This is a genomic window from Hydrogenophaga pseudoflava, from assembly GCF_004353865.1.
GTDB lineage: Bacteria > Pseudomonadota > Gammaproteobacteria > Burkholderiales > Burkholderiaceae_C > Hydrogenophaga > Hydrogenophaga pseudoflava.
In genome coordinates this window covers 3,150,340-3,174,627 of record NZ_CP037867.1, presented here as the reverse complement: position 1 = coordinate 3,174,627, position 24,288 = coordinate 3,150,340, and the positions used below count along the sequence as shown (strand labels likewise).

At 66.0% G+C, this 24,288-nt stretch carries 18 protein-coding genes and 5 tRNA genes; 15 read left to right on the top strand and 8 right to left on the bottom strand.

Annotated elements, in window-relative coordinates:
* Positions 1–18: 18 nt before the first annotated feature.
* The 3 genes from HPF_RS15185 to hpnD all read right to left on the bottom strand — a co-directional run bounded on the left by HPF_RS15185 (position 19) and on the right by hpnD (position 4,699).
* On the bottom strand, positions 19–2,448 hold the full coding sequence (locus tag HPF_RS15185; RefSeq protein WP_133157053.1) for a Lon protease family protein: 2,430 nt from the start codon (positions 2,446–2,448) through the stop codon (positions 19–21).
* A 65-nt stretch (positions 2,449–2,513) separates the two neighbouring features.
* Entirely contained in the window at positions 2,514–3,836 is a 1,323-nt protein-coding gene (hpnE, locus tag HPF_RS15180; RefSeq protein ID WP_133157052.1) for a hydroxysqualene dehydroxylase HpnE, read from the bottom strand.
* Positions 3,833–4,699 carry a presqualene diphosphate synthase HpnD gene (gene hpnD, locus HPF_RS15175; protein WP_133157051.1) on the bottom strand — a complete coding sequence of 289 codons (867 nt, stop codon included), beginning with the start codon at positions 4,697–4,699 and terminating at the stop codon, positions 3,833–3,835. Before hpnD ends, hpnE begins: the two co-directional genes overlap by 4 nt.
* 115 nt (positions 4,700–4,814) lie before the next feature.
* Between hpnD and HPF_RS15170 the strand changes: the two genes are divergently transcribed.
* Entirely contained in the window at positions 4,815–5,129 is a 315-nt protein-coding gene (locus HPF_RS15170; RefSeq protein WP_079365636.1) for a high-potential iron-sulfur protein, read from the top strand.
* 10 nt (positions 5,130–5,139) lie between these two features.
* Here the strand turns inward: HPF_RS15170 and HPF_RS15165 are convergent, their stop codons facing one another.
* A complete protein-coding gene (locus HPF_RS15165; protein WP_164868406.1) occupies positions 5,140–5,841 on the bottom strand; it encodes a Crp/Fnr family transcriptional regulator in 702 nt (233 codons plus the stop codon).
* A gap of 303 nt (positions 5,842–6,144) precedes the next feature.
* Here HPF_RS15165 and HPF_RS15160 point away from each other — a divergent pair, with 303 nt between their 5' ends.
* Positions 6,145–6,936: a sensor histidine kinase gene (locus HPF_RS15160; protein ID WP_079365638.1), complete on the top strand. Its 792-nt coding sequence runs from the start codon at positions 6,145–6,147 to the stop codon at positions 6,934–6,936.
* On the opposite strand, the gene hpnC is transcribed toward HPF_RS15160, so the two are convergent.
* On the bottom strand, positions 6,911–7,816 hold the full coding sequence (gene hpnC / locus HPF_RS15155) for a squalene synthase HpnC (protein ID WP_066151560.1): 906 nt from the start codon (positions 7,814–7,816) through the stop codon (positions 6,911–6,913). The two genes, HPF_RS15160 and hpnC, sit on opposite strands and share 26 nt — an antisense overlap.
* Positions 7,817–7,996: 180 nt before the next feature.
* On the opposite strand from hpnC, the gene HPF_RS15150 reads away from it, so the two are divergent.
* The 13 genes from HPF_RS15150 (at position 7,997) to HPF_RS15090 (ending at position 21,158) form a co-directional block, all read left to right on the top strand.
* Complete coding sequence (locus HPF_RS15150; RefSeq protein ID WP_066151558.1) at positions 7,997–9,109, top strand: efflux RND transporter periplasmic adaptor subunit; 1,113 nt, start codon at positions 7,997–7,999, stop codon at positions 9,107–9,109.
* Positions 9,110–9,117: 8 nt separating this feature from the next.
* Positions 9,118–12,273 (top strand): efflux RND transporter permease subunit, encoded by a 3,156-nt coding sequence (locus HPF_RS15145; protein WP_133157050.1) that lies wholly within the window; start codon positions 9,118–9,120, stop codon positions 12,271–12,273.
* A gap of 86 nt (positions 12,274–12,359) precedes the next feature.
* Positions 12,360–12,446: transfer RNA gene (locus HPF_RS15140), tRNA-Leu, on the top strand.
* A 68-nt stretch (positions 12,447–12,514) separates the two neighbouring features.
* Positions 12,515–13,825: a trigger factor gene (tig, locus tag HPF_RS15135; protein WP_133157049.1), complete on the top strand. Its 1,311-nt coding sequence runs from the start codon at positions 12,515–12,517 to the stop codon at positions 13,823–13,825.
* Between the two features lie 196 nt (positions 13,826–14,021).
* Positions 14,022–14,639, top strand: a complete 618-nt coding sequence (gene clpP / locus HPF_RS15130) for an ATP-dependent Clp endopeptidase proteolytic subunit ClpP (protein WP_066151552.1) — start codon at positions 14,022–14,024, stop codon at positions 14,637–14,639.
* A 149-nt stretch (positions 14,640–14,788) separates the two neighbouring features.
* On the top strand, positions 14,789–16,054 hold the full coding sequence (gene clpX / locus HPF_RS15125) for an ATP-dependent Clp protease ATP-binding subunit ClpX (protein WP_066151550.1): 1,266 nt from the start codon (positions 14,789–14,791) through the stop codon (positions 16,052–16,054).
* A gap of 75 nt (positions 16,055–16,129) precedes the next feature.
* Positions 16,130–18,562, top strand: coding sequence for an endopeptidase La (lon, locus tag HPF_RS15120; RefSeq protein WP_133157048.1), 2,433 nt, complete (start codon positions 16,130–16,132; stop codon positions 18,560–18,562).
* An 86-nt stretch (positions 18,563–18,648) separates the two neighbouring features.
* Positions 18,649–18,724: transfer RNA gene (locus HPF_RS15115), tRNA-Gly, on the top strand.
* A gap of 71 nt (positions 18,725–18,795) precedes the next feature.
* Positions 18,796–18,869 (top strand) — tRNA-Cys (locus HPF_RS15110).
* 17 nt (positions 18,870–18,886) lie between these two features.
* Positions 18,887–18,962, top strand: a tRNA-Gly gene (locus HPF_RS15105).
* Between the two features lie 135 nt (positions 18,963–19,097).
* Positions 19,098–19,186 (top strand) — tRNA-Leu (locus HPF_RS15100).
* A 52-nt stretch (positions 19,187–19,238) separates the two neighbouring features.
* Complete coding sequence (locus tag HPF_RS15095; RefSeq protein ID WP_133157047.1) at positions 19,239–19,862, top strand: DUF6806 family protein; 624 nt, start codon at positions 19,239–19,241, stop codon at positions 19,860–19,862.
* 3 nt (positions 19,863–19,865) lie between these two features.
* A complete protein-coding gene (locus HPF_RS15090; protein ID WP_133157046.1) occupies positions 19,866–21,158 on the top strand; it encodes an MFS transporter in 1,293 nt (430 codons plus the stop codon).
* A 13-nt stretch (positions 21,159–21,171) separates the two neighbouring features.
* On the opposite strand, the gene murI is transcribed toward HPF_RS15090, so the two are convergent.
* The 3 genes from murI to HPF_RS15075 are packed head-to-tail and all read right to left on the bottom strand — an operon-like array spanning position 21,172 to position 24,162.
* A complete protein-coding gene (gene murI, locus HPF_RS15085) occupies positions 21,172–21,987 on the bottom strand; it encodes a glutamate racemase (protein ID WP_133157045.1) in 816 nt (271 codons plus the stop codon).
* Positions 21,984–23,522, bottom strand: a complete 1,539-nt coding sequence (locus HPF_RS15080; protein ID WP_066151538.1) for a fumarate hydratase — start codon at positions 23,520–23,522, stop codon at positions 21,984–21,986. The genes murI and HPF_RS15080 overlap by 4 nt, the downstream gene beginning before the upstream one ends.
* Before the next feature lie 37 nt (positions 23,523–23,559).
* Positions 23,560–24,162 (bottom strand): TIGR00645 family protein, encoded by a 603-nt coding sequence (locus HPF_RS15075; protein WP_066151536.1) that lies wholly within the window; start codon positions 24,160–24,162, stop codon positions 23,560–23,562.
* Between the last annotated feature and the right edge of the window lie 126 nt (positions 24,163–24,288).

The following is a 24,288-nucleotide window of genomic DNA, read 5'->3' as shown; positions in this document are numbered from 1 at the left end:
CAAAGGTGAGGCTTCCCTTCAGGGCCGGAGCCGCCTCGTCCGCCCCGCCGATCCGGCGCGCTGGCAGGCGCGGCGGTAGGCCTGCAGGGTCTGCTGCGCGCGCCCGAGCACGCTGTCGGCCGGGTAGTCCACCTCCACCGCGGGCGCCACCGGCAGGCCCGAGGGCTGGCCGGTCAGCAGCTCCAGCCCTTCGCTCAGGTGGGCGGCGGTGTGGATGTGGAATCGACCCTGCTCCACGGCCTCGACCACGGGGCGCTCCAGCATCAGGTGGCGCAGGTTGCGCGCGGGCATCAGCACGCCCTGGCGGCCGTCCAGGCCCGAGGCCTCGCAGACGCGGAACCAGCCCTCGATCTTCTCGTTGATGCCGCCCACGGGCAGCACCTCGCCGTGCTGGTTGAGCGCGCCCGTGACCGCGATGCCCTGGTTGAGCGGCACACACGAGAGCGCCGAGAGCACGGCGAAGAGTTCGGCGCACGAGGCCGAGTCGCCCTCCACGCCGTGGTACTCCTGTTCGAACACGATGGAGGCGTTGAGCGCCAGCGGCGCCAGGTGCGCGAACAGGGCCGTGAGGTAGCTGTGCAGGATCAGCACGCCCTTGTCGTGGATGGGGCCCGACATCTCGACCTCGCGTTCGATGTTGAGCAGGCCCTGCGTGCCCGCGTGGGTGCGCGCGCTCACACGCACCGGCAGGCCAAAGCGCCAGTCGCCCAGGTCGATCTGGGTCAGACCGTTGATCTGGCCCACCTGCTCGCCGTGCAGCGTGATCAGGCGCTCGCCCTCGGCGATGGATTCGCGCAGGCGCTGCTCGGGGTAGTTGTGGCGCTGGCGCCGCGCGTCCAGCGCCGCGTCCACGTCTTCCCGTTCGACCCGGCTGGCGCCGCGCGCGCGGCACATGCCGGCGCTCTCGGCCACCAGGGCCTCGGTGCGCGCGAAGATGGCGCTCTGGCGCGTCTGGTCGTCCACCTGGCGGTGGGCGTCCTCGATCAGGCGGGCCACGGCCGGCGCCGACAGGTGGGGCAGGCCCAGTTTGCGGCAGGTGTGGGCCACGAACAGTGCGCTGGCCGCGCGGGTCTCGTCGCAGGCCGGAAAGCTCTCGGCGAAATCCACCTTGACCATGAAGTGGCGCGCGAACTCGGGGTCGGCCTCCTGCACCGCGTAGTACTCGTCCACCGAGCCGATCAGCACGATCTTGGCCTCCACGTCCACCGCCTCGGGTTGCAGCGAGACGGCCGCCATGGGCATCAGCGAGCTGCCGGGCTCTTCGATCTGCACCCGGCCCGAGCGCATGAAGCGGCGCAGCTTTTCCCACACGAGTTCGTCGGCCAGCAGGTCGCGCAGGTGCAGCAGCAGGAAGCCGCCGTGGGCGCGGACCAGGCTGCCCGCGCGCACGCGGAAGAAGTCGGTCATCATCACGTCCTCCTCGGCCTGGTACTCAATGCGGCCAAAGAGCGTGTGGAACATCGGGTTGTCTTCCGCGATCACCGGCGCGCCCGACAGGTCGGCGTTGTCCACCACCAGGTTGACGCGGTAACCCAGCAGCAGCTGGGCCAGCGCTTCCTGGCGCGCCTCGTCGTCGCTGTCCTGCGCGATGAAGAGCTCGATGTGTTCGAGCACGTCGTGCTGCACCTGGTCGAGGTAGCTCCCGAGCTTGACGGAGTCCTTGATCTGCTTCTTCAGGCTCACGCGGATGGTCTGCAACTCGTGGTCGAGCAGGGGCTTGACGGTCTGGCGGCGCAGCGCGGCCAGGCCTTCGTTCATCACCCGCAGCATGGGGCGGGTCTTTTCCAGGAAGCGTGCGATTTCGTCGCGCAGCTCCTGCTCGGCCTTGTCGATCTCGGCGCGTCGGTCTTTGGAGAGCGCGCGTGCCTCGGCCTCGGTCAGCGCGGCGCCCTTTTCACCGATGAGGGTGAACACCAGATGGCCCGATTCGCGAAACAGATTGAAGCTGCGCGCCTCGGCGAAAGCGTTGAGCTCGACATAGGCCTTGGCCTCCTCGGCCTGGTAGGCGTTCTGGATGCGCTCGCTCTCGGCCTTGAAGTCTTCGCTGCTCAGGCGCAGCGGGATCTCGCTCTGCAGGAAACGTGAGAGTTTGCCCATGAGCTGGCGCAGCTCGCGCCCCTGGCCGGCGGGCATGCGCAGGGCGCGCGGGCGCTCGGGGGCGTCGAAGTTGTGCAGGTAGCACAGGTCGGGCGGCACCGGGCGTTCGGCGGCCACCGCACGCGTCAGCTGCCGCAGCAGCGTGGCGCGCCCGCTGCCCACCTCGCCCAGCACGAACAGGTTGTAGTCGGGCTGGTCCATCGCCAGGCCAAAGCGCGCGGCCGTTTCGGCGCGCTCCTGGCCGATCCAGGGCAGGGCGCCGGTGGGCAGCGTGGACGTGTCGACGAAGCCCAGCGAGGCGGGGTCGATGCGAAGGCTCAGTTGCTCGGGGGCGAGGCGGGTGGTGGTCATGGGCAGGTCTCTCGGGTTCGGTGTGGCCATGATGCGCGGATTGCGGGGGGCGCGCCAAACCGGCGTCAACTGATCCGCGCCACCGCCGCCAGACCGCTGCGCACCGCCCCTTCGATCGTGGCCGGGTAGGGGCCGTCGATGTAGTCGCCCGCCGCCCAGAGCCCAGGCGCGATGGCGGTGGCCGGGCGCTTCAGCGCGGGCGTGCAGGAGAAGGTGGCGCGTTTTTCCACCACCGTCTGGATGGCTTGCAGATTCGGCAGTCCCAGCTGTTGGCCAGCCTGTGCCAGCACCCTTTGCTGCAGTTCGTCGCGTTCGCCCTCGCTGGCGCTGACCACAAAGGCCAGCACCCCCTGGGCGGACGGGTCGTCCGGGCGCAGTTGGCCGCGGTCGAACGCGAATTGCGCTGGCGCGTCGGGGCTGTTGCGCAGCGCGAGCATGGGCGCCGGCAGGCGCGCATCAGGCGCCCAGGCATAGACCGTGGTGATGGCGGTGAAGTCCAGCTGGCGGGTTTGAGCCGCCCAGTCGCGCCGCGCGGTGCTGCTGGCGCTCTCGCCGGTGGCGGCGCCGATGGTCGACGCGGCGTGGCTGGCCGCGGTGGCCCAGATCACCCGGTCGAAGTCTTCCGACCAGCCGTCGCCTGCCAGCGTCCAGCCTGATTCAGTGTCCTGCAAGTCCGTGACCCGCGTGCCCAGCCGCACCCGCGCGCCGAGATGGCGGCAGGCGGCGTCGGGCAGCAGCGCGCCGAGGTCGTCGCGCGGCAGCAGCAGGGCCGAGGCGGACCAGCGCCCGAAGCCCTGGCCGAACAGCGCGTCGCGCATGACCGCCAGGAACACCTGCGCGCTGGCCTGGGCCGCGGGCAGGTTCAGCGCCGAGACGCACAGCGGCTCGATCAGCTCGTCCATCGCACGGGCGGGCAGGGCGCGGCACAGCTCGCCCACCGTGAGCGAAGGCGGGCAGACAAAACCCGAGCGCTGCCACGCCAACGAGGCGCGCACCAGCGCAAGCCGCTCGCCCCATGACCAGCCGCTCGCGGTCAGGATCGCGGCCACAGCGTCCAGCGGCGCCGGCCAGCGCGCGGCCCAGGTGGGCGTCTGCAGGCCGCCGCCGTCGGGGTAGGGCAGAGACAACGGAGTGCCGAGCAGGACCTGTCCCGGCTCGATGCCCAGGCGCTGCATCAGGCCCAGCGTATCGCGGTAGGCGCCGATCAGGATGTGCTGGCCGTTGTCCAGCCGCAGTGGTACGCCGTCGGGCCGCGTGGCGGGCAAGGCGCGGGCGCGGCCGCCGGGCGTGCGGGTGGCTTCGAACAGGGTGACGTCGGCGCCGAGGTCCATCGCCTCCACGGCGGCGGCCAGGCCTGCCCAGCCGGCACCAACAACCGCCAGCTTCACAACCGTCCCAAGGCTTGCACCTTCCACGCCAGCCAGAACTTGCGCAGTGGCGTCAGGCTCACGCGCTGCGTCAGCACCAGCACGGGGTCGGCGGCGATCTCCTGCAGCAGGGTGCGGTAGATGCTGGCCATCATCAGGCCCGGCTTCTGGGCGCGGCGGTCGGTTTCGGGCAGCAGCGCCAGCGCCTCGTCGTAAGTCGAGAGCGCGCGCTCGCACTGGAAGCGCATCAGCTCGCAAAAGCGCCGGTGGAAGTCGGCGGTGTCCATTCCGGGGGCGGCGCCGCGCTTGATCAGCTCGTGCGCCTTGACGTCGAAGCGCTGCAGCTCGTTGACCGGCAGGTAGATGCGGCCCCGCGCCGCGTCTTCGCCCACGTCACGGATGATGTTGGTCAGCTGGAAGGCCAGACCCAGCCGGTGGGCGTAGTCGGTGGTGCGCGGGTCGGTCTGGCCGAAGATGCGCGCCGCCACCTCGCCCACGATGCCAGCCACCAGGTGGCAGTACTGCTGCAGGTTGGCGAAGTCGAGGTAGCGGCTCTGGTCCAGGTCCATCTGGCAGCCGTCGATCACGGCCAGCAGGTGCCGCGCCTCGATGCCGAAGGTGGCTGTGTGCGGCATCAGCGCCTGTAGCGCCGGGTGGTCCGCCCGGCCCCCGAAGGCCTGGGCGACCTGCTGGCGCCACCAGCCCAGCTTGGCCTGAGCCACACCGAGGTCGCTGACCTCGTCGACGACGTCGTCGACCTCGCGGCAGAAGGCGTAGAAGGCCGTGATGGCGGCGCGGCGCTCGGGCGGCAGGAACAGGAAGGCGTAATAGAAGCTGCTGCCGGAGGCTGCGGCCTTCTGCTGGGCGTAGTCTTGCGGGTTCATGGGCATGGTGGTGGACGCCAAGTGTACGCAGCCGATGCGGCCCTGCTTAAGTGCTTCTTCAGTCCTCGTGTTTAGGCTGCGAACGCGATTTCGCACACAACCCCACGAGGTACCCATGAAGAATTCCAGTCGTCGCGTGTTCATGTTCCAGGTGGCCGCCGGTTCAGCCCTGCTGTCTGCTGTCGCGGCACAGGCACAGACCTTGCCCATGGTCAACGAGAAGGACGCCCAGCCCATGGCCCTGGGCTACGTTGCCGACACCAACAAGGCCGACGGCAAGAAGTTTCCCAAGCACGCCGCCACCCAGAAGTGCGGCAACTGCACGCTCTACACCGGCAAGCCCGATGCGCCCTCGGGCCCCTGCGGCATCTTTCCGGGCAAGGCGGTGGCCGCGGGCGGCTGGTGCAGCGCCTACGCCAAGAAGGCCTGAGCGGCGCCCGCTACCCCTCGGCAAACACGCGCTCGTGACCCGGCGCCAGGGTCACGTGCCAGCGGTCGTTGCGCTGCAGGTGGCCCTGGTCTTCCAGCTGCCGCAGCGTACGCGCCACCGACTCGCGTGTGGTCCGCAGCAGTTCGGACAAGGCCACGTGGCTGGGGATGCGGACCATGCGGGTGCCCTGTTCGTGCGCCAGCAGCATCAGCGAAGCCACCAGCTGGCGGTGCAGGCCCCGCAGCCGCATCGTCTGTCCCCAGTCGGCCAGGCGGGCGACGGTCCGGCAGATCTGCTCGTGCAGGGTGTCCTGAAGCACCGGGTCCTTGACCAAGGCGCCGAGCATGGCCGCGACCGGCACGTCGCAGATCCGTCCGGGCGACAGCGCCTGCGCCCCGACCTGTGTGGTCTGGCCGAGCAGGCCCATCAGCCCCATGAGATGCCCGCGCCCGACCAGCGCCACCGGACGCGGAACATGGTCTGGCCCCGAGCGGGTGAGCATCACCGTGCCCAGCTTGATGGTGCGCACCATTTCAACCTCCGCGCCTTCGGCCTGCAAGACCTCGCCTTTGCGGAACCGCTGTTCCCGGATCAGCGGGCCCAGACGGTCCTGCTGCGGGCGCGGCATCTGGCCGATCAGGCAGCTGATGCGCGCCGCGCAGTCCAGGCAGGGCAGCGGCGGATCGGTGAAAGGAGGTTCTGAGGGCGACATGATCGTGCGGTTCGCCGCGGCCGGCGGGGAGCTTGGTTTTGACGGACCGTTCCTGATCCATCGGCGCGTCCCTCCCGGGCTTGAGGTCTGCTGCACTTCTCGCCCGGGAGAACCCCGGGTTTGCCACAGAGGCCCGGATGGCGGCATCACAAACTGCGCGTGCCGTCACATTCGTAATGAATAAATGCATCCGAGTTGGGTCCTGGCTGCAAGGACGCAAATGTTTGCACGCCGACAGCGGTTAGTGTCGGGCGCTTGCCACATGCAGGGTTTTCGCCTTCTTCCGGACGCCGCCTTCCTGTCATGACTTCGCCCAGAGATTCCCACCACCCGCTCGCGCTGCGTTCGGACCCGGCGTCGCCGTCGGGAACCGGCACCGTGGGTGATCCGGCCATCGCCGCACGGCTGGCATCGGCCGAGCAGACCCTGCGGGACATTTCCCATGCGCTGGCCCACGACCTGCGGACCTCGCTGCGGCACGTGGCGAGCTACGCCCAGCTGCTGGGCGACCCGTCATACGCAGGGCAGCCGGGCCAGGTGACCCGGCTGTCACACAAGGTGATGGACTCCACCCGCCGGCTGCAGCACCTGATGGAATCGGTCTCTGCGCTGGCGCGGCTGCAGGCGGCGGACCTCCGCCCGATCCGTGTGGACGTGGACCAGATGGTGCAGGTGGTCCTCAGGGACCTTCAGCTGGGCCAGCGCAGCCATCCCGTGTCGTGTGTGCTGGCGCCGGGGCTGCCGCCCGCATTTGCCGACGCGGCGCTGCTGCGCCGGGTCTGGGAAGAGCTGCTGGACAACGCACTGCGCCACGCTCTCAGCCATGATCGGCCCCGCATCGAGGTGAGCTGCGAGGCGGTGCCGGGAGGCCATGCCTATTTCGTGCACGACAACGGTCTGGGGTTCGAGCCCGAGAAAGCGGCCGAGCTGTTCGGGCTGTTCCAGCGCGCGCAGGGCGCACCGGCCCCCAGCCTGGGGGTGGGGCTGGCCCTGGTGCGGCGCATCGTCGAATGCCACGGGGGCCGGGTCTGGGCCACGGCCCGTCCCGGCGAAGGCGCCCGCTTCGGTTTCAGCCTGCCGGTTGGCGGGGGTTGAGGTTCGCTCCGGACACCGCCCGCCAGAGCATCAGCGGCAGGTCGGCCTTGCCGACGGTCGGTCGCTGCAGCCAGCTTCGGTGGTCGATGGCGGCGATCTTGTCCAGGATGCGCAGGCCGCCCTGGACCACCAGGCGCAGCTCCCAGCCGGCCCGTCCGGGAATGCGGCGCGCCAGCGGCGCCCCTTCGAGCATCAGCGCCCGGGCCTCTTCGCACAAACGGCGCACCACCTGTCGGCAGCGCTCCTGCACCTCGGGCGGCGCGCCGGCCGAGAACTCCTCCAGCCGCAGACCCTGGCCCTGCAGCGCATCGGCGGGCAGGTAGTGCCGCCCCCGGGCGTGGTCCACCGAGATGTCCTGCCAGAAGTTGATCAGTTGCAGCGCGCTGCACACCGCGTCGCTCTGGAGCAGTGATTCATCGTCGTGGATGCCATAGAGATGCAGGAGCAGCCGTCCGACCGGATTGGCCGAGAGGCGGCAGTAGGCCAGCAGTTCGGCGGTGTCGGCATACACATGGCCGCTGGCGGTGTGGCGGATGTCCTGTTCGAACGCGCTCAGCAGGTCGTGCAACAGATCGCCTGGCAACCGGTGGCGCTCGGCCGCCCGGGCCAGCGGACCGAACACCTGGGGCCATTGCGCCGCATCCGCCGGCTCGGCAGCCGATGCCAGACAGCGCGCCAGCGCGGTGCGGTAGGCCGATAGCTGGTCCAGTCGCTCGGGCGCGGTGGCGGCCCCCTCGTCAGCAATGTCGTCCGCGGTGCGCGCAAAGTGGTAGATCGCCACCACCGCCGGACGGATCGCTGCCGGGCAGAGCCAGGACGCCACCGGAAAATTTTCATAGTGACCGACCTCGGTGGTCATTGGGCTGGCGGACGGTGGCATGGGCGGCGGGCGCTGCAGGGGTTGACGGGGACGGGGCGGAGACAGGGTGTTGTGGCGGGCACAGTCGTCGGATTGTGCGTCTACACCAGAACGCCGATCGCGCTAGAATTGATTACTAACCGGTCAGTCATTAATATGACTGCCGATTCACTGCTTCTCCCAACGCTCTCCGCTTTTGCCATGAAGACACTGTTGCATGTCCCTGTCCTGGTGGTTGCCCTGTTGCTGGGCGCCTGTTCCCGTCCCGAAGTGCCCCAGGAACCGGTGCGGGCGGTGAAGCTGATGACGGTGTCCCGCGCGGCGGTGCAGTCCCAGAGCGGCTACGCGGGCGAGATCCGGGCACGCACCGAATCGCGCCTGGGCTTCCGCGTCGGCGGCAAGCTCGTGCAGCGGCCGGTGGAAGTGGGGCAGCGTGTGGTGCCGGGGCAGTTGCTGGCCCAGCTGGACGCGCGGGACCTGGCGCTCGTGGCCCAGGCCGCACAGGCCCAGATCGTCGCGGCGCAGACCCAGCGCGACCTGGCCGCCGCCGACTTCAAACGGTTCTCCGACCTGAAGGCACAGGGTTTCGTGAGCGGTGCCGAAATCGAACGCCGCCAGGCCGCCCTCGACGCGGCGGAGGCGGCGCTGCGCCAGGCCCGCGCCCAGGGCGCGGTGCAGGGCAACCAGGCCGGCTACGCCCGGCTGCTCGCCGATGGCCCAGGTGTGGTGCTGTCGGTGGAGGCCGAGGTGGGACAGGTGGTGGCCGCCGGAGCGCCGGTGGTCCGGCTGGCGCGCGATGGCGCGCGCGACGCCGTGATCGCAGTGCCGGAAGACCGGGTGGCGCGGCTGAAGGTCGGCCAGGCGGCCCAGGTGCGGCCGTGGACCTCGGGCCAGGTGTCGCCAGAGCCGCTGGCCGCCCAGGTGCGCGAGATCGCCGCCAGCGCCGACCCGCTGACGCGGACCTTCCAGGTCAAGCTCGGCCTGACCGCCGATGCGAGCGTGGCGCTGGGCAGCACCGTGTCGGTGGTGTTCGCCGACGACGCCACCGCCGCACCGGCCGTGTCCGCACCGGTGCGCCTGCCCACCAGCGCCCTGATCCAGGCGAACGGAGGGGGCAAGGACACAGCGGTCTGGGTATTCGACCCCGCCAGCAGCCGGGTGAACATGCGCCCTGTGGTGGTGTCGGGCGCCGAGGGCAACGAGATGCTGGTGGTGTCGGGCCTCAAGGAGGGCGAAGAAATCGTCGCGGCCGGTGTGCACGTGCTCTCGCCCGGCCAGCAGGTCACCCGCTTTGCCGCGGCCCAGAAACCCTGAGGTGGACGATGAGCCTGAGCCATCCCAACCCCTCCGACGCGCAGGACTCCTGGATCTCGCGCCTGAACCTGTCCCAGTGGGCGCTGGACCACCAGGCCTTCACCCGCTACCTCATGATCGTGCTGATGCTGCTGGGCATCGCGGCCTACTTCCAGCTCGGGCAGGATGAAGACCCGCCGTTCACCTTCCGTGCCATGGTGGTGCGCGCCTACTGGCCGGGCGCCACCGCGCAGGAAGTGTCCGAACAGGTGGCCGACCGCATCGAGAAGACGCTGCAGGAGGTGCCCTATGCCGACAAGATACGCAGCTACTCCAAGCCGGGTGAGACCCTGATCCTGTTCCAGGTGCGCGACAACTCACCGGCGGCCGAGATTCAGCAGATCTGGTACACGGTGCGCAAGAAGGTCGGCGACATGCGGCCGACCTTGCCGCAGGGCGTGGTCGGGCCCTTCTTCAACGACGAGTTCGGCGACGTGTTCGGCGTCATCTACGCGCTGCAGGGCGAGGGCTTTTCTCCGGCCGAACGCAAGAGCGTGGCCGACGAGGTGCGCCAGAAGCTGCTGCGCGTGAAGGACGTGAACAAGGTCGAGCTTTTCGGCGTGCAGGACGAGAAGCTCTTCATCGAGATCTCGCACCAGCGGCTGGCCACCCTGGGGCTGGACATGCAGCAGGTGCTGGCGGCGCTGGGCCAGCAGAACGCGGTCGAGCCCGCCGGCACCGTGCAGGCGCCGCACGATGTTCTGCAGGTGCGCGTGGCCGGGGCCTTTGGCTCGGTCGACCAGCTGCGGGCCATGCCGATCCGCGCCGCCAACGGCACGCAGCTGCGACTTGGCGACATCGCGCAGATCCGCCTGGGTTATGCCGATCCGCCGCAGGTCATGGTGCGCCACAACGGTCTGGACAGCATCGCCTTGGGCATTTCCATGACCAAGGGCGGCGACATCATCGCGCTGGGGAAGGCGCTGGAGACTGCGCTGGCCGACATCCGCGGGCATCTGCCGGCGGGCATGGAACTGGTGCAGGTGCAAGACCAGCCCAGTGCCGTCAGTCGCTCGGTCAACGAGTTCGTCAAGGTGCTGATCGAAGCGGTGCTGATCGTGCTGGCGGTCAGCTTCGTGAGCCTGGGCCTGCACCGCCGCGAAGGTGGCACCGGCCTGCGCCGCTACGTGCTGGACGTGCGTCCCGGTCTGGTGGTGCTGATCACCATCCCGCTGGTGCTGGCGATCACCTTCCTGGCCATGCGCTACTGGAACATCGGCCTGCACAAGATCTCGCTGGGTTCGCTGATCATCGCGCTGGGGCTGCTGGTGGACGACGCGATCATCGCGGTCGAGATGATGGTGCGCAAGCTGGAAGAGGGTTATTCCATGATGAAGGCGGCCACCTTCACCTGGGACGCGACCGCGATGCCCATGCTCACCGGCACGCTGATCACGGCGGCAGGCTTCCTGCCGATCGGGCTGGCCAACTCGACCGTTGGCGAATACACCTTCGCGATCTTCGCGGTCACCGTGATCGCGCTGGTCATTTCGTGGGTGGTTGCCGTGATGTTCGTGCCGTACCTGGGCGTGCGGCTGCTCAAGGTCAAGGTCCACACCGGGCCGGCGCACGAGGTGTTCGACGGCCCGTTCTACGTGAAATTCCGGGCACTGGTGAACTGGTGCGTCGAGCACCGCTGGATCACCATTGGCCTGACCATCGCCACCTTCGTGCTGGGCATGGCCGGCATGGGCAAGGTGCAGCAGCAGTTCTTCCCCGACTCGGCCCGGCCCGAGGTGCTGGTCGACATCTGGCTGCCCGAGGGTGCCAGCATGACCGCGATGGACGAGGTGGCGCGGCGTGTCGAGACCCGGCTGGCCCGCGAGCCCGGCGTGCTGAGCGTCAGCACCTGGGTGGGTTCTGGCGTACCGCGCTTCTACCTGCCGCTGGACCAGATCTTCCCGCAGACCAACGTCTCCCAGATGATCCTGCTGCCGGAGGACCTCGCGGCCCGTGAGCGCATCCGCAAGGCGCTGCCCGAGCTGCTGGCCACCGAGTTTCCCGAGGTGCGCGGGCGGGTGAAGCTGCTGCCCAACGGCCCGCCGGTACCGTACCCGGTTCAATTCCGCGTGGTGGGTACCGACCCGGTGGTGCTGCGCGGGCTGGCTGACGAGATCAAGGGCCTGATGCGGGCCAGCCCCAGCATGCGTGGCGTCAACGACAACTGGAACGAGTCGGTGAAGGCGCTGCGTCTGGAGGTGGACCAGACCAAGGCGCGCGCGCTGGGCGTGTCCAGTCAGTCGATCGCCAATGCCACACGCACCATCCTGAGCGGCAGCACCGTCGGCCAGTACCGCGACGGCGACAAGCTGATCGACATCGTGCTGCGCCAGCCGCTGTCCGAGCGCGATGCGATCACCAGCCTGGAGAATGCCTACATCCCGACCGCCAGCGGCAGGAGCATCCCGCTGTCACAGATCGCGAAGCCGGTGTTCGGCTGGGAGCCGGGCGTGATGTGGCGCGAGAACCGCGACTACGCGATCACGGTGCAGGGCGACGTGGTCGAGGGTCTGCAGGGCGCCACCGTGACCACCGAGCTGCTGCCGGCGCTGCGCCAGGCCGAGGCCGGCTGGCTGGCTAAAGGGCTGACTGGCTACCACGTGCAGGTGGCCGGTGCGGTGGAGGAGAGCAGCAAGGGCTCCTCGTCGATCGCCGCCGGCCTGCCCATCATGCTGTTCATCACCTTCACATTGTTGATGCTGCAGCTGCAGAGCTTCAGTCGCTCGCTGCTGGTGTTCCTGACCGGGCCGCTGGGCTTGGCCGGGGTGGCGGGCGCGCTGCTGCTGCTCAACCGCCCGTTCGGCTTCGTCGCGCTGCTGGGCGTGATCGCCCTCATGGGCATGATCCAGCGCAACTCGGTGATCCTGATCGATCAGATCGAACAGGACCGCGCCCGCGGCGTGCCGGCCTGGGACGCCATCGTCGAAGCCGCGGTGCGCCGCATGCGGCCCATCGTGCTCACCGCCGCGGCGGCCGTTCTTGCCATGATCCCGCTCTCGCGCAGCGTGTTCTGGGGGCCGATGGCGGTGGCGATCATGGGCGGACTGATCGTCGCGACCGTGCTCACGCTGCTGGCCCTGCCGGCGATGTACGCCGCCTGGTTCCGGGTGCGGAAGGACACCTGAGCACGGATACAATAGAAGGTTGCCGTCGGCGGCGCCCGTGCATCCAGGTGGTCGCCTGCGACGCCTGTGGGCGCCGCGTGTCAGGCGCGCGGGTGGCGAAATTGGTAGACGCACCAGGTTTAGGTCCTGACGCCAGCAATGGTGTGGGGGTTCGAGTCCCCCCCCGCGCACCACAGCACCGACAGACAGATCCTCACCGGCCGGCCCCGCTGGTCGACCGCCTTCCTGATTGGAGATAACCATGACCGTGACCGTTGAAACCCTGGAGAAGCTGGAGCGCAAGATCACCCTGACGCTGCCGGCCGACGTGATCCAGAACGAAGTGGCCAAGCGCCTCAAGCGCCTGGCCCGCGATGTGAAGATGGACGGTTTCCGTCCGGGCAAGGTGCCCATGAACGTCGTGGCCCAGCGCTACGGCTATTCGGTGCACTACGAGGTCATGAACGACAAGGTCGGCGAGGCCTTCGCCAATGCCGCTGGCGAGGCCAAGCTGCGCGTGGCCGGCCAGCCCCAGATCACCGAGAAGGAAGGCGCGCCCGAAGGCCAGCTGACCTTCGACGCGGTGTTTGAGGTGTATCCCGACGTGAAGATCGGCGACCTGTCGACCGCCGAGATTGAAAAGGTCAGCACGGAAGTGAGCGACGCGGCCATCGACCGCACCCTGGACATCCTGCGCAAGCAGCGCCGCACCTTCGCCCAGCGCGCAGCCGACCAGGCGGCCGCCGACGGCGACCGCGTGACCATCGACTTCGCCGGCAAGATCGATGGCGAACCCTTCGAAGGTGGCAAGGCCGAAGGCTTCCAGTTCATCGTTGGCGACGGCCAGATGCTCAAGGAATTCGAAGACGCCGTGCGCGGCATGAAGTCGGGCGAGTCCAAGACCTTCCCGCTGCCGTTCCCGGCCGACTACCACGGCAAGGACGTGGCCGGCAAGACGGCGGACTTCCTCGTGACAGTCAACAAGATCGAAGCCGCTCACCTGCCCGAGGTGGACGAGGCACTGGCCAAGTCGCTGGGCATCGCCGACGGCACGGTCGAAGCCCTGCGCTCCGACATCAAGAAGAACCTGGAGCGCGAAGTCAAGTTCCGCGTCCAGGCCCGCAACAAGCAGGCTGTGATGGACGCCCTGGTGGCCAAGGCCGAGCTGGACCTGCCCAAGTCGGTGGTGCAGTCGGAAGTCGATCGGCTGGTGGAAGGCGCCCGCGCCGACCTCAAGCAGCGTGGCATCAAGGACGCCGAGAAGGCCCCGATCCCCGCCGAGCTGTTCCAGGAGCAGGCCGAGCGCCGCGTGCGCCTGGGTCTGGTGGTGGCCGAGCTGGTGCGTGCGCACGAGCTGCATGCCAAGCCTGAGCAGATCAAGGCCCATATCGAAGAACTGGCTTCTTCCTACGAAAAGCCGGCCGATGTGGTGCGCTGGTACACCAGCGACAACCGCCGCATGGCCGAGGTCGAGGCGGTGGTGATCGAGAGCAACGTCACCGAGTTCGTGCTGTCCAAGGCCAAGGTCACCGACAAGACCGTGGGCTTTGACGAGCTGATGGGCCAGGCCTGAGGGTCTGCGCGGCGCTCGTCGCCGTGACAGCGCATCGGAAGGGCGGAGTGATCCGCCCTTCTTGTTTTGGGCCACACCTTGTGTTTTGACGCGGGCACGCCATATGCAAGCCTTGGGCAAAACCGACGCCCGGATCGCGGCTTTGCCGGGTTGGTTACAGTAGTGACATTCACGCACTCACACATTGGAGAAACGCATGAGCGCAATGGACATTCAGGGTCTGGGCATGGTGCCCATGGTGATCGAGCAGTCGGGCCGCGGCGAGCGCGCTTACGACATCTATTCGCGCCTGCTCAAGGAGCGCGTGATCTTCCTGGTGGGGCCGGTCAATGACCAGTCCGCCAACCTGGTGGTGGCGCAGCTGCTGTTCCTGGAGAGCGAGAACCCGGACAAGGACATTTCCTTCTACATCAACTCCCCGGGCGGCTCGGTCAGCGCCGGCATGGCGATCTTCGATACGATGAATTTCATCAAGCCCGATGTGTCGACGTTGTGTACCGGCATGGCCGCCAGCATGGGCGCCTTCCTGCTGGCCGCCGGCGCCAAGGGCAAGCGTTTCGCGTTGCCCAACTCCAAGATCATGATTCACCAGCCGCTGGGCGGTACCCAGGGCCAGGCCACCGAGATCGAGATCCACGCCCGCGAGATCCTCAAGACCCGCGAGCAGCTCAACAAGATCCTGGCCGAGCGCACCGGTCAGCCGCTGGACAAGATCGAGCGCGACACCGAGCGCGACTACTACCTGTCGGCCGCCGAGTCGGCCGAGTACGGACTGATCGACAAGGTGATCGACAAGCGCCCTGTGGCGGGTTGATTGGTTTCACAGTCAAGACCATCATGGAAAAGAGGCCTTCTGACGGCGGATTTCGCCCTGAATGGGGTCCTTTTCCTTGGTTTCGGGCCCGGCGGGCTTGATCTATCATTGTTTCCAACTTTCCCACTAGGTAGTCCCACCTCCAGACCATGGCCGACAAAAAAGCCGCTTCCGGCGAAAAGGCACTCTATTGCTCGTTCTGCGGCAAAAGCCAGCATGAGGTGAAGAAGCTCATTGCGGGACCGTCGGTGTTCATCTGCGACGAATGTATCGACCTTTGCAACGACATCATTCGTGATGAACTTCCCGGCCTGGAATCGGTCAAGGCCGCGTCCGACGACCTGCCCACGCCGGCGGACCTGAAAAACAACCTCGACAGCTACGTGATCGGTCAGGAGGCGGCCAAACGTGCCCTGGCGGTTGCGGTTTACAACCACTACAAGCGCCTGCGGCACAAGCAGTCCGCACGCAAGGACGACGTCGAGCTGGCCAAGAGCAACATCCTGCTGATAGGGCCCACTGGCTCTGGGAAGACTCTGCTGGCCCAGACCATGGCGCGCATGCTCAATGTGCCGTTCGTGATGGCCGACGCCACCACGTTGACCGAGGCCGGCTATGTCGGCGAGGACGTCGAGAACATCGTTGCCAAACTGCTGCAGAGCTGCAACTACGACGTTGAGCGTGCGCAGCAAGGCATCGTCTACATCGACGAGATCGACAAGATCACGCGCAAATCGGACAACCCGTCGATCACCCGCGACGTGTCGGGTGAGGGGGTTCAGCAGGCACTGCTCAAGCTGGTCGAGGGCACCATGGCCAGCGTGCCGCCACAGGGTGGCCGCAAACACCCCAATCAGGATTTCCTGCAGGTCGACACCACCAACATCCTGTTCATCTGTGGCGGCGCGTTCGCAGGTCTCGAGAAGATCATCGAGAACCGCACCGAGGCGTCTGGCATGGGCTTTGGCGCGGTCGTCAGGAGCAAGCAGCAGCGCAGCCTGACAGAGGCCTTCAAGGACATCGAACCGGAAGACCTGATCAAGTTCGGATTGATTCCGGAGCTGGTGGGCCGGCTGCCGGTGATTGCCAGTCTGGCCGAGCTCAGCGAGGACGCGCTGGTCGAAATCCTCACCGAACCGAAGAACGCGGTGGTCAAGCAGTTTTCCCGGCTGTTAGCCATGGAAGGGGCCGATCTCGAAGTGCGACCCGCGGCGCTCAAGGCCATCGCCCGCAAGGCGCTGGCACGGAAGACGGGTGCCCGAGGCTTGCGTTCCATTCTGGAAAACGCGCTGATCGACACCATGTTCGAGTTGCCGGGGATGAGCAATGTGGAAAAGGTGGTGGTCGACGAGTCCACCATCGAAGAAAACAAGCCCCCCCTGCTGGTGTACCGCGAGGCGGCCAAGCAGGCCTGATTGCGTGCGTCGAGAGGGCGAGAGCAAGCGGAGTGCGACACCCGCTTTCGCCCGTCAAACATCTAGAGGTCTGAAATGTCCGGACAAATCCCCCTGCCCAGCACGCCCGTAGACCTGCCACTGTTGCCTTTGCGCGATGTGGTGGTCTTTCCCCACATGGTGATTCCGCTGTTCGTCGGTCGCCCCAAGAGCATCAAAGCGCTGGAGGCGGCGATGGAGGCCGAGCGCCGAATCATGCTGGTGGCACAGAAAGCCGCCGCCAAGGACGAGCCATCCACGGACGACATGTTCGAGATGGGCTGCGTCGCCACCATTCTGCAGATGCTCAAGCTGCCCGACGGCACCGTCAAGGTGCTGGTGGAGGGTGTTCAGCGCGCCAAGGTGCTGTCGATCGTGGACGGTGAGAGTCACTTCGTAGCCCACGTCACGCCCATCGATCCGGCGCAGGAGCGCTCGGTGACACAGACCAATGAACTCGAAGCGCTGCGCCGTGCCGTGATGCAGCAGTTTGACCAGTACGTCAAACTGAACAAGAAGATTCCGTCCGAGATCCTGACCTCGATCTCCAGCATCGACGATCCGGGTCGCCTGGCAGACACGATCGCTGCCCACCTGCCGCTGAAGCTGGAATCCAAGCAGGTGGTGCTGGATCTCGATCCGATCAACAAGCGGCTGGAGAACCTGTTCGAGCAGCTCGAGCGCGAGGTCGACATCCTGAACGTCGACAAGAAAATCCGTGGTCGCGTCAAGCGCCAGATGGAGAAGAACCAGCGAGACTTCTACCTCAACGAGCAGGTCAAGGCGATCCAGAAGGAGCTTGGCGAAGGCGAAGAGGGCGCGGACATCGAGGAAATCGAGAAGAAGATCAAAGCCGCCAAGATGCCCGCCGAGGCTCGCAAGAAGGCCGAGGCCGAGTTCAAGAAGCTCAAGCTGATGTCTCCCATGTCGGCAGAGGCCACGGTGGTGCGCAACTACATCGACGCCTTGGTGGCATTGCCCTGGAGCAAGAAGACCAAGATCAAGCACGATCTGGCGTTTGCTGAGGGCGTCTTGAACGAGGACCACTATGGTCTGGAGAAGGTCAAGGACCGGATTCTTGAGTACCTCGCGGTGCAGCAGCGCGTGGACAAGGTCAAGGCGCCGATTCTGTGCCTGGTCGGTCCTCCGGGCGTGGGCAAGACCTCGCTCGGCCAGTCGGTGGCCAAGGCCACTGGGCGCAAGTATGTGCGCATGGCTTTGGGCGGCATGCGCGACGAGGCGGAGATCCGCGGGCACCGACGCACCTACATCGGTGCGATGCCTGGCAAGGTGCTGCAGAGCCTGTCCAAGGTGGGAACCCGCAATCCGCTGTTCCTGCTGGACGAAATCGACAAGCTGGGGACAGACTTCCGTGGCGACCCGTCGTCGGCGCTGCTGGAGGTGCTCGACCCCGAGCAGAACCACACCTTTGGCGACCACTACGTGGAGGTCGACTTCGATCTGTCGGACGTGATGTTCGTGGCGACGTCCAATTCGATGAACATCCCGCCGGCCCTGCTGGACCGCATGGAAGTGATCCGTCTTTCTGGCTACACGGAAGACGAAAAAACCAATATTGCCATGCGCTATCTGCTGCCCAAGCAGGTGAAGAACAACGGCATTCGCGATGGCGAGCTGGAGGTCAAGGAAGAGGCGGTGCGGGACATCGTGCGCTACTACACCCGCGAGGCTGGTGTGCGTTCGCTGGAGCGGGAGCTCTCCAAGATCTGCCGCAAGGTGGTCAAGGGTTTGCTGCTCAAGAAATACACCCCCACGGTGGTGGTCGACGCCGGCAACCTGAGCGACTTCCTGGGTGTGCGCAAGTACACGTATGGCCGGGTCGAGCAACAGAACCAGGTCGGGCAGGTGGTGGGCCTTGCGTGGACCGAAGTGGGCGGTGACCTGCTGACCATCGAGGTCGCCATCATGCCTGGCAAGGGCGGCACCATCCGCACCGGCTCTCTGGGTGATGTGATGAAGGAGTCTGTAGAGGCTGCGCGCACCGTGGTTCGAAGCCGTGCCCGGCAACTGGGCATCAAGGATGAGCAGTTCGACAAGCGCGACATTCACATCCATGTCCCGGATGGCGCCACGCCGAAGGACGGTCCCAGCGCGGGGGCGGCCATGACTACCGCCCTGGTGTCTGCGCTCACAGGCATACCGGTCCGAGCCGATGTCGCGATGACGGGGGAGATCACCCTCCGGGGTGAGGTCACGGCCATTGGTGGCCTGAAGGAGAAGATGCTGGCCGCGCTCCGAGGTGGCATCAAGACGGTCATCATTCCCGAAGAGAACGTCAAGGACCTTGCCGAGATACCCGACAACGTCAAGCAAGGGCTTGAGATCGTTCCGGTCAAATGGATCGACAAGGTGCTGTCCATCGCCCTGGAGCGCCAGCCGGTGCCCTTGACCGATGAAGAGGTGGCTGCTCAAGTGGCCGCTGCCGCGAGCAGTGCCCCTGCGCCGGCTCCTGGAGCCGTCAAGCACTGAGCAAAAAATGTGTGGGTCTTGAAAAAGACCGGTTTTTTGCGCTAGAATTCCAGCTTCTGACGAACTTCACCAAACGTCAGAAACATGCGGGAATAGCTCAGTTGGTAGAGCGCAACCTTGCCAAGGTTGAGGTCGCGAGTTCGAACCTCGTTTCCCGCTCCAGTTTGAAAAAGGGAAGCCCGGCTTCCCTTTTTTGTCGGTTGCATCAACGCGATCTTCGCGTCGGTGAATCGGGCGCGATAGCAAAGCGGTTATGCAACGGATTGCAAATCCGTCTAGTCCGGTTCGACTCCGGATCGCGCCTCCAGTCACACTGGAATTTTTGCGGGAATAGCTCAGTTGGTAGAGCGCAACCTTGCCAAGGTTGAGGTCGCGAGTTCGAACCTCGTTTCCCGCTCCATTCATCAAAAAACGGGAAGCAACGCTTCCCGTTTTTTTCTTTGGTTCGATGCTGTCCGCCAGACGTGCGTAGGCGCTGCCTCTCGGCTCGCTGCAGTGGTCCCTGGGATGAACCTGCGACAATGCCTCGCAGTCCGCCTCGATGGTGAAATTGGTAGACACAGCGGACTTAAAATCCGCCGACCCTAACCGGTCGTACCGGTTCGATTCCGGTTCGAGGCACCACGCCCACCGCCCGACTATGCGTGGGGCGCTTTCGCCGCTACAGTGAGTTTCCATGACCCGATACAACGCGCCTTTTGAAATCCATGTGCATGGGGACGTTCCTCTGCGCGAGGATGTGGCCTACGCCCAGATTCAGGACGCGCTCAAGCCCCTTTGGCAGTATGCGGGTGCCCGTTCCCTGGCTGCTGCTGCCGAAAGTGCCTATGAGGACGAGCCGGGTATCCGCTTTGATGCTCAAGAGCATGTGCTGCAGATGTGCTGGACGGTCCCCGGTGACGAGGACTTCCGGCAGGTGATTGAAGAGGCATGCATGGGCCTGAATGAAATCGCCTCCGCCGGAGCCCCGATCGAGGTGTCTTTCTACGACACCGAGTTCGACGAAGAAGAGGCGCCCGAAGACGAAGAGGCGCGTGACGACTTCATGATGTGCTTTGTAGGGCCAACCCCGGCAGCGATCATGCAGGTTCAGCGCGATCTGCTGGTGCAGGACGTGGTCCATATCATGGAGCGGCATTTCGATGCATCGGAGCTCAACGATGTGGTGGCCTCGATTGACCGCCTGTTCAACCAGCGTTTTGATGCCCTGGTGAACTCGATGCAGCTGGGGCGTCCTCCCCGTGGCCACGGTGGATCATCGGGGCATGGGGGAGGGCGCAAGCCGCGCCATCTTCACTGACGCATGTCGCAGGCGGCCGCCGGAGCCCTGAACCCTTGCGTGCGAAAGCGCGAGGTGTTTGCATGGGCCATGTACGACTTCGCCAACTCTGGATACACAACGGTCGTTCTCACGGCCGTTTTTTCTGCCTATTTCGTGGGGGCCGTGGCCGGCAGTGCTCCTTGGGCTACATTCGCCTGGACGGCGAGCCTGAGCCTCTCCTACGCCATCGTGATGCTCACCATGCCCCTGGTGGGGGCTTGGGCCGACCGTCATGGTGCCAAGAAGCGTTTGCTGGCTGTCAGCACCGTGGGGTGCGTCGTGTCGACGATGGGGTTGTCACAAGTGGGGCCGGGGGATGTTGCCTTGGGTGTTGTCCTCATCGTGCTGTCCAATGTGTTCTTCTCGTGGGGAGAGTCGTTGAGCGCGGCCTTCCTCCCCGAACTGGCGCGTCCGGAGGCCTTGGGGCGGGTCAGTGGTTGGGGCTGGAGTTTTGGTTACCTCGGCGGCATGCTGGCGCTGGGATTGAGCCTGGTGGTGGTGATCCAGTCGCAGGCGGCAGGTGAGCCGGCGACGCAGTTCGTTCCCATGACCATGTGGATCACCGCGGGCGTGTTTTCGATTTCATCCTTGTGCACGTTTGCCTGGTTGCGAGAGCGCGCGCCCCGTCGTTCCGGCGGTGGACTGGGGCAGGCCTGGTCGCAGTTGCTGACCACTTACCGAAGATCCCGCCGGTACCGCGACTTCATGTGGCTGCTGGGCTGTGCGGTGGCCTACCAGGGCGGTGTGGCCGTCACGATCGCGCTGGCCGCCATCTATGCGGAGCAGGTCATCGGTTTCGTTCAGCAGGAAACCATGGTGCTGATCTTCGTGCTGAACATTGCCGCCGCGGTGGGGGCGTTTGTCTTTGGTCATTGGCAGGACCGGATCGGCCACAAGCGCGCGCTGAGCGTGACGTTGCTGGGCTGGGTGACAACCTGCGTGATCGCTGCCCTCACGACGACCAAAGGGGGATTCTGGTACGCAGCGGCCATCGCCGGTCTGTGTATGGGGTCCAGCCAGTCGGCAGGGCGGGCGCTGGCGGGGTTGTTTGCGCCCGCGGCTCAGCTGGCGGAGTTCTACGGTCTGTGGACCTTTGCCACACGACTTGCCAGCATCATCGGGCCGTTGACCTATGGCCTCATCGCCTGGGGTACAGGTGGCAATCAGCGGCTGGCGATCGCCTCCACGGCAGTCCTGTTCGTGACCGGATGGCTGTTGTTGCAGCGGGTGGATGTCGAGCGCGGTCGACGGGCTGCGTTGGCGGCGGAAGCCTGAGCCCAGGCTCGGCTCAGCAGATGAACTGCTGACCTGGGACATTCAGTCCCAGCCACCGGAGGGCCGCGCGGGCCAGAGGTTCCGGGTCGCCGGTGGAGAGCAGCGTGACGCCAGGGTGCGAGCCAGAGGCGTGTGGGCGGTCTGGCAAATCTTTCAGCACCGCCTGTGTGCGTTTGGCCACCGGAACACCGGTCTCGACCAGCGCGACCTCCGGGCCTGTCAGCGCACGAATTACGTCGGCGGCGAAGAGGTAGTGGGTGCAGCCCAGCACCAGGGTGTCGATGGCCGGTAGATCCTCCCGGTCGGTTTTGAGCATCTCCCAGTAGCGCTTGCAGAGGCTTTGTATGGCGGCTTTGTCGTCGCGCTCAATGGCATCGGCCAGACCGTCACAGGCCTGGCTGCTGAAGTGGAGCGGTGAGTCCGAGCCGCTTTCCAGGCGCTGCCGCAGCCGGGAGTACCGTTCGCTTTCGACCGTTCCTCGTGTGGCCATCACGCCTACGTGACCGGTTCGTGTGAGGGCTGCGGCCGGTTTGAGCGCCGGCTCCACCCCCACGATGGGCCAGTCTGCATGCTCTGCGCGCAGGCCTTCGATGGCCAGCGCCGTGGCCGTGTTGCAGGCCACCACCAAGGCGTCGATGCCGAAGTGGTGGCGCAGGCCCTCCGTGATCCGGTGGGCGCGTTCGGCGATCTGTTGCGGGCTTCGTTCGCCATAGGGCGCATGGGCGCCGTCCGCGAGGTACACGAAGTGCGCCTGCGGGATCTCCGCCAGCAGCGCGCGCAGCACGCTCAGGCCCCCGACACCACTGTCGAAAACGCCGATCGTCTTCAAGCGGCGGCGACGGTGATGCCTTTGAACTCGCCGGTGGCGATGCGCTTTTCCCACTCGGCGGGGCCCGTGATGTGGGCGCTGGTGCCGCCGGCATCCACGGCCACCGTCACGGGCATGTCGACCACGTCGAACTCGTAGATGGCTTCCATGCCCAGGTCGGCGAAGCCCACCACCTTGGCGGCCTTGATGGCCTTGGACACCAGGTAGGCGCTGCCACCCACTGCCATGAGGTAGGCACTCTTGGCATCCTTGATCGCCTCGATGGCGGTCGGGCCGCGCTCGGCCTTGCCGACCATGGCGATGAGACCCGTCTTCTCCAGCATCATGCGGGTGAACTTGTCCATGCGGGTGGCGGTGGTCGGGCCAGCCGGGCCAACCACTTCCTCTCGCACGGGATCGACCGGGCCAACGTAGTAGATGACGCGGTTGGTGAAGTCCACCGGCAACGGCTCGCCCTTGGCCAGCATGTCCTGGATGCGTTTGTGTGCAGCATCGCGGCCGGTCAGCATCTTGCCGTTGAGCAGCAGGGTTTGTCCCGGCTTCCAGCTGGCCACTTCTTCCTTGGTCAGCGTGTTCAGGTCCACCCGCTTGGACTTGTTGTAGTCGGGCGCCCAGTGCACGTTGGGCCAGAGGTCCAGGCTGGGCGGGTCCATGTAGACCGGGCCGGAGCCGTCCATCACGAAGTGGGCGTGGCGCGTGGCCGCACAGTTCGGAATCATGGCGATGGGCTTGCTGGCCGCGTGCGTCGGGTAGGTCTTGATCTTGACGTCGAGCACCGTGGTCAGGCCGCCCAGGCCCTGGGCGCCGATGCCCAGCGCATTGACTTTCTCGTACAGCTCGATGCGCAGCTCTTCGAGCTTGTTCTGCGGCCCGCGCTGCAGCAGCTCGTACATGTCGATGTCGTCCATCAGAGCTTCCTTGGCCAGCAGCGCCGCCTTCTCGGCGGTGCCGCCAACGCCGATGCCCAGCATTCCCGGCGGGCACCAGCCGGCGCCCATGGTGGGTACGGTCTTGAGCACCCAGTCGACGATGTTGTCGCTGGGGTTGAGCATGTAGACCTTGGACTTGTTCTCGGAGCCACCACCCTTGGCTGCGACGATGACATCGACCTTGTCACCGGGCACGACCTCCATGAACACCACGGCCGGCGTGTTGTCCTTGGTGTTCTTGCGTTCGAAGATCGGGTCCGACAGCACGGAGGCTCGCAGCTTGTTGTCGGGGTTGTTGTAGCCGCGGCGCACGCCTTCGTCGATGGCGTCCTGGATGCTGCCGGTGAAGCCTTCCCATTTCACGTCCATGCCGATCTTGAGGAACACATTGACGATGCCGGTGTCCTGGCAGATCGGGCGTTTGCCTTCGGCACACATGCGGCTGTTGGTCAGGATCTGCGCGATGGCGTCCTTGGCAGCAGCGCTCTGCTCGCGCTCGTAGGCGCGGGCCAGGTGAGCGATGTAGTCGGCCGGGTGGTAGTAGCTGATGTACTGGAGGGCGGCGGCAATCGACTCGATGAGGTCGTTCTGGCGGATGGTGGTCATGGGGCGTTTCCGGGGATGGTTCTTGGGGGCAATCGGATCAGTGATCAGGCGTTTCGGCCACCGGGTGCATGATCCGGTCGGTGGCGGCAATCGCCATGGCGCTGAGCAGGAAGACCACATGGATGATGGTCTGCCACATCAGCACCTTCTGGTCGTAGTTGGCGGCGTTGATGAAGGTTTTGAGCAGGTGGATCGAACTGATGCCGATGATGGCGGTGGCCAGCTTGACCTTGAGGACCGATGCGTTGACGTGGCTCAGCCACTCCGGCTGGTCGGGGTGGTTTTCCAGGTGCATGCGGCTGACGAAGGTCTCGTAGCCGCCGACGATGACCATGATCAGCAGGTTGCTGATCATCACCACGTCGATCAGCGCCAGCACCACCAGCATGATGATGGTCTCGTTCAGGGCGGTGACCTCGAAGCCGTCCTTGTAGCCGATGCTCTTGACCAGGGCGGCGAGCGCGTTCTGATTGCCGAAGGCTGCTTCGATGAGGTGAACCAGCTCCACCCAGAAGTGGAATACATAGATGGCCTGTGCCGCGATCAGGCCGATGTACAGCGGCAGCTGCAGCCAGCGGCTGGCGAAAATCAGGTTGGGCAGGGCGCGCGTGGAACCGGGGGTTTTGACGGGGTCGCTCATGGGCAGGGTAGGGATTAGACTGGCGCTGGCTCAAGGCTGGCGCACTGTGCGGAATTGTAGAAGCCCCCGCCACCTGGGTCCCTGAAAATGGTCTCAGGATGCGCCAGTCCATGTAAGTGGCTCGTA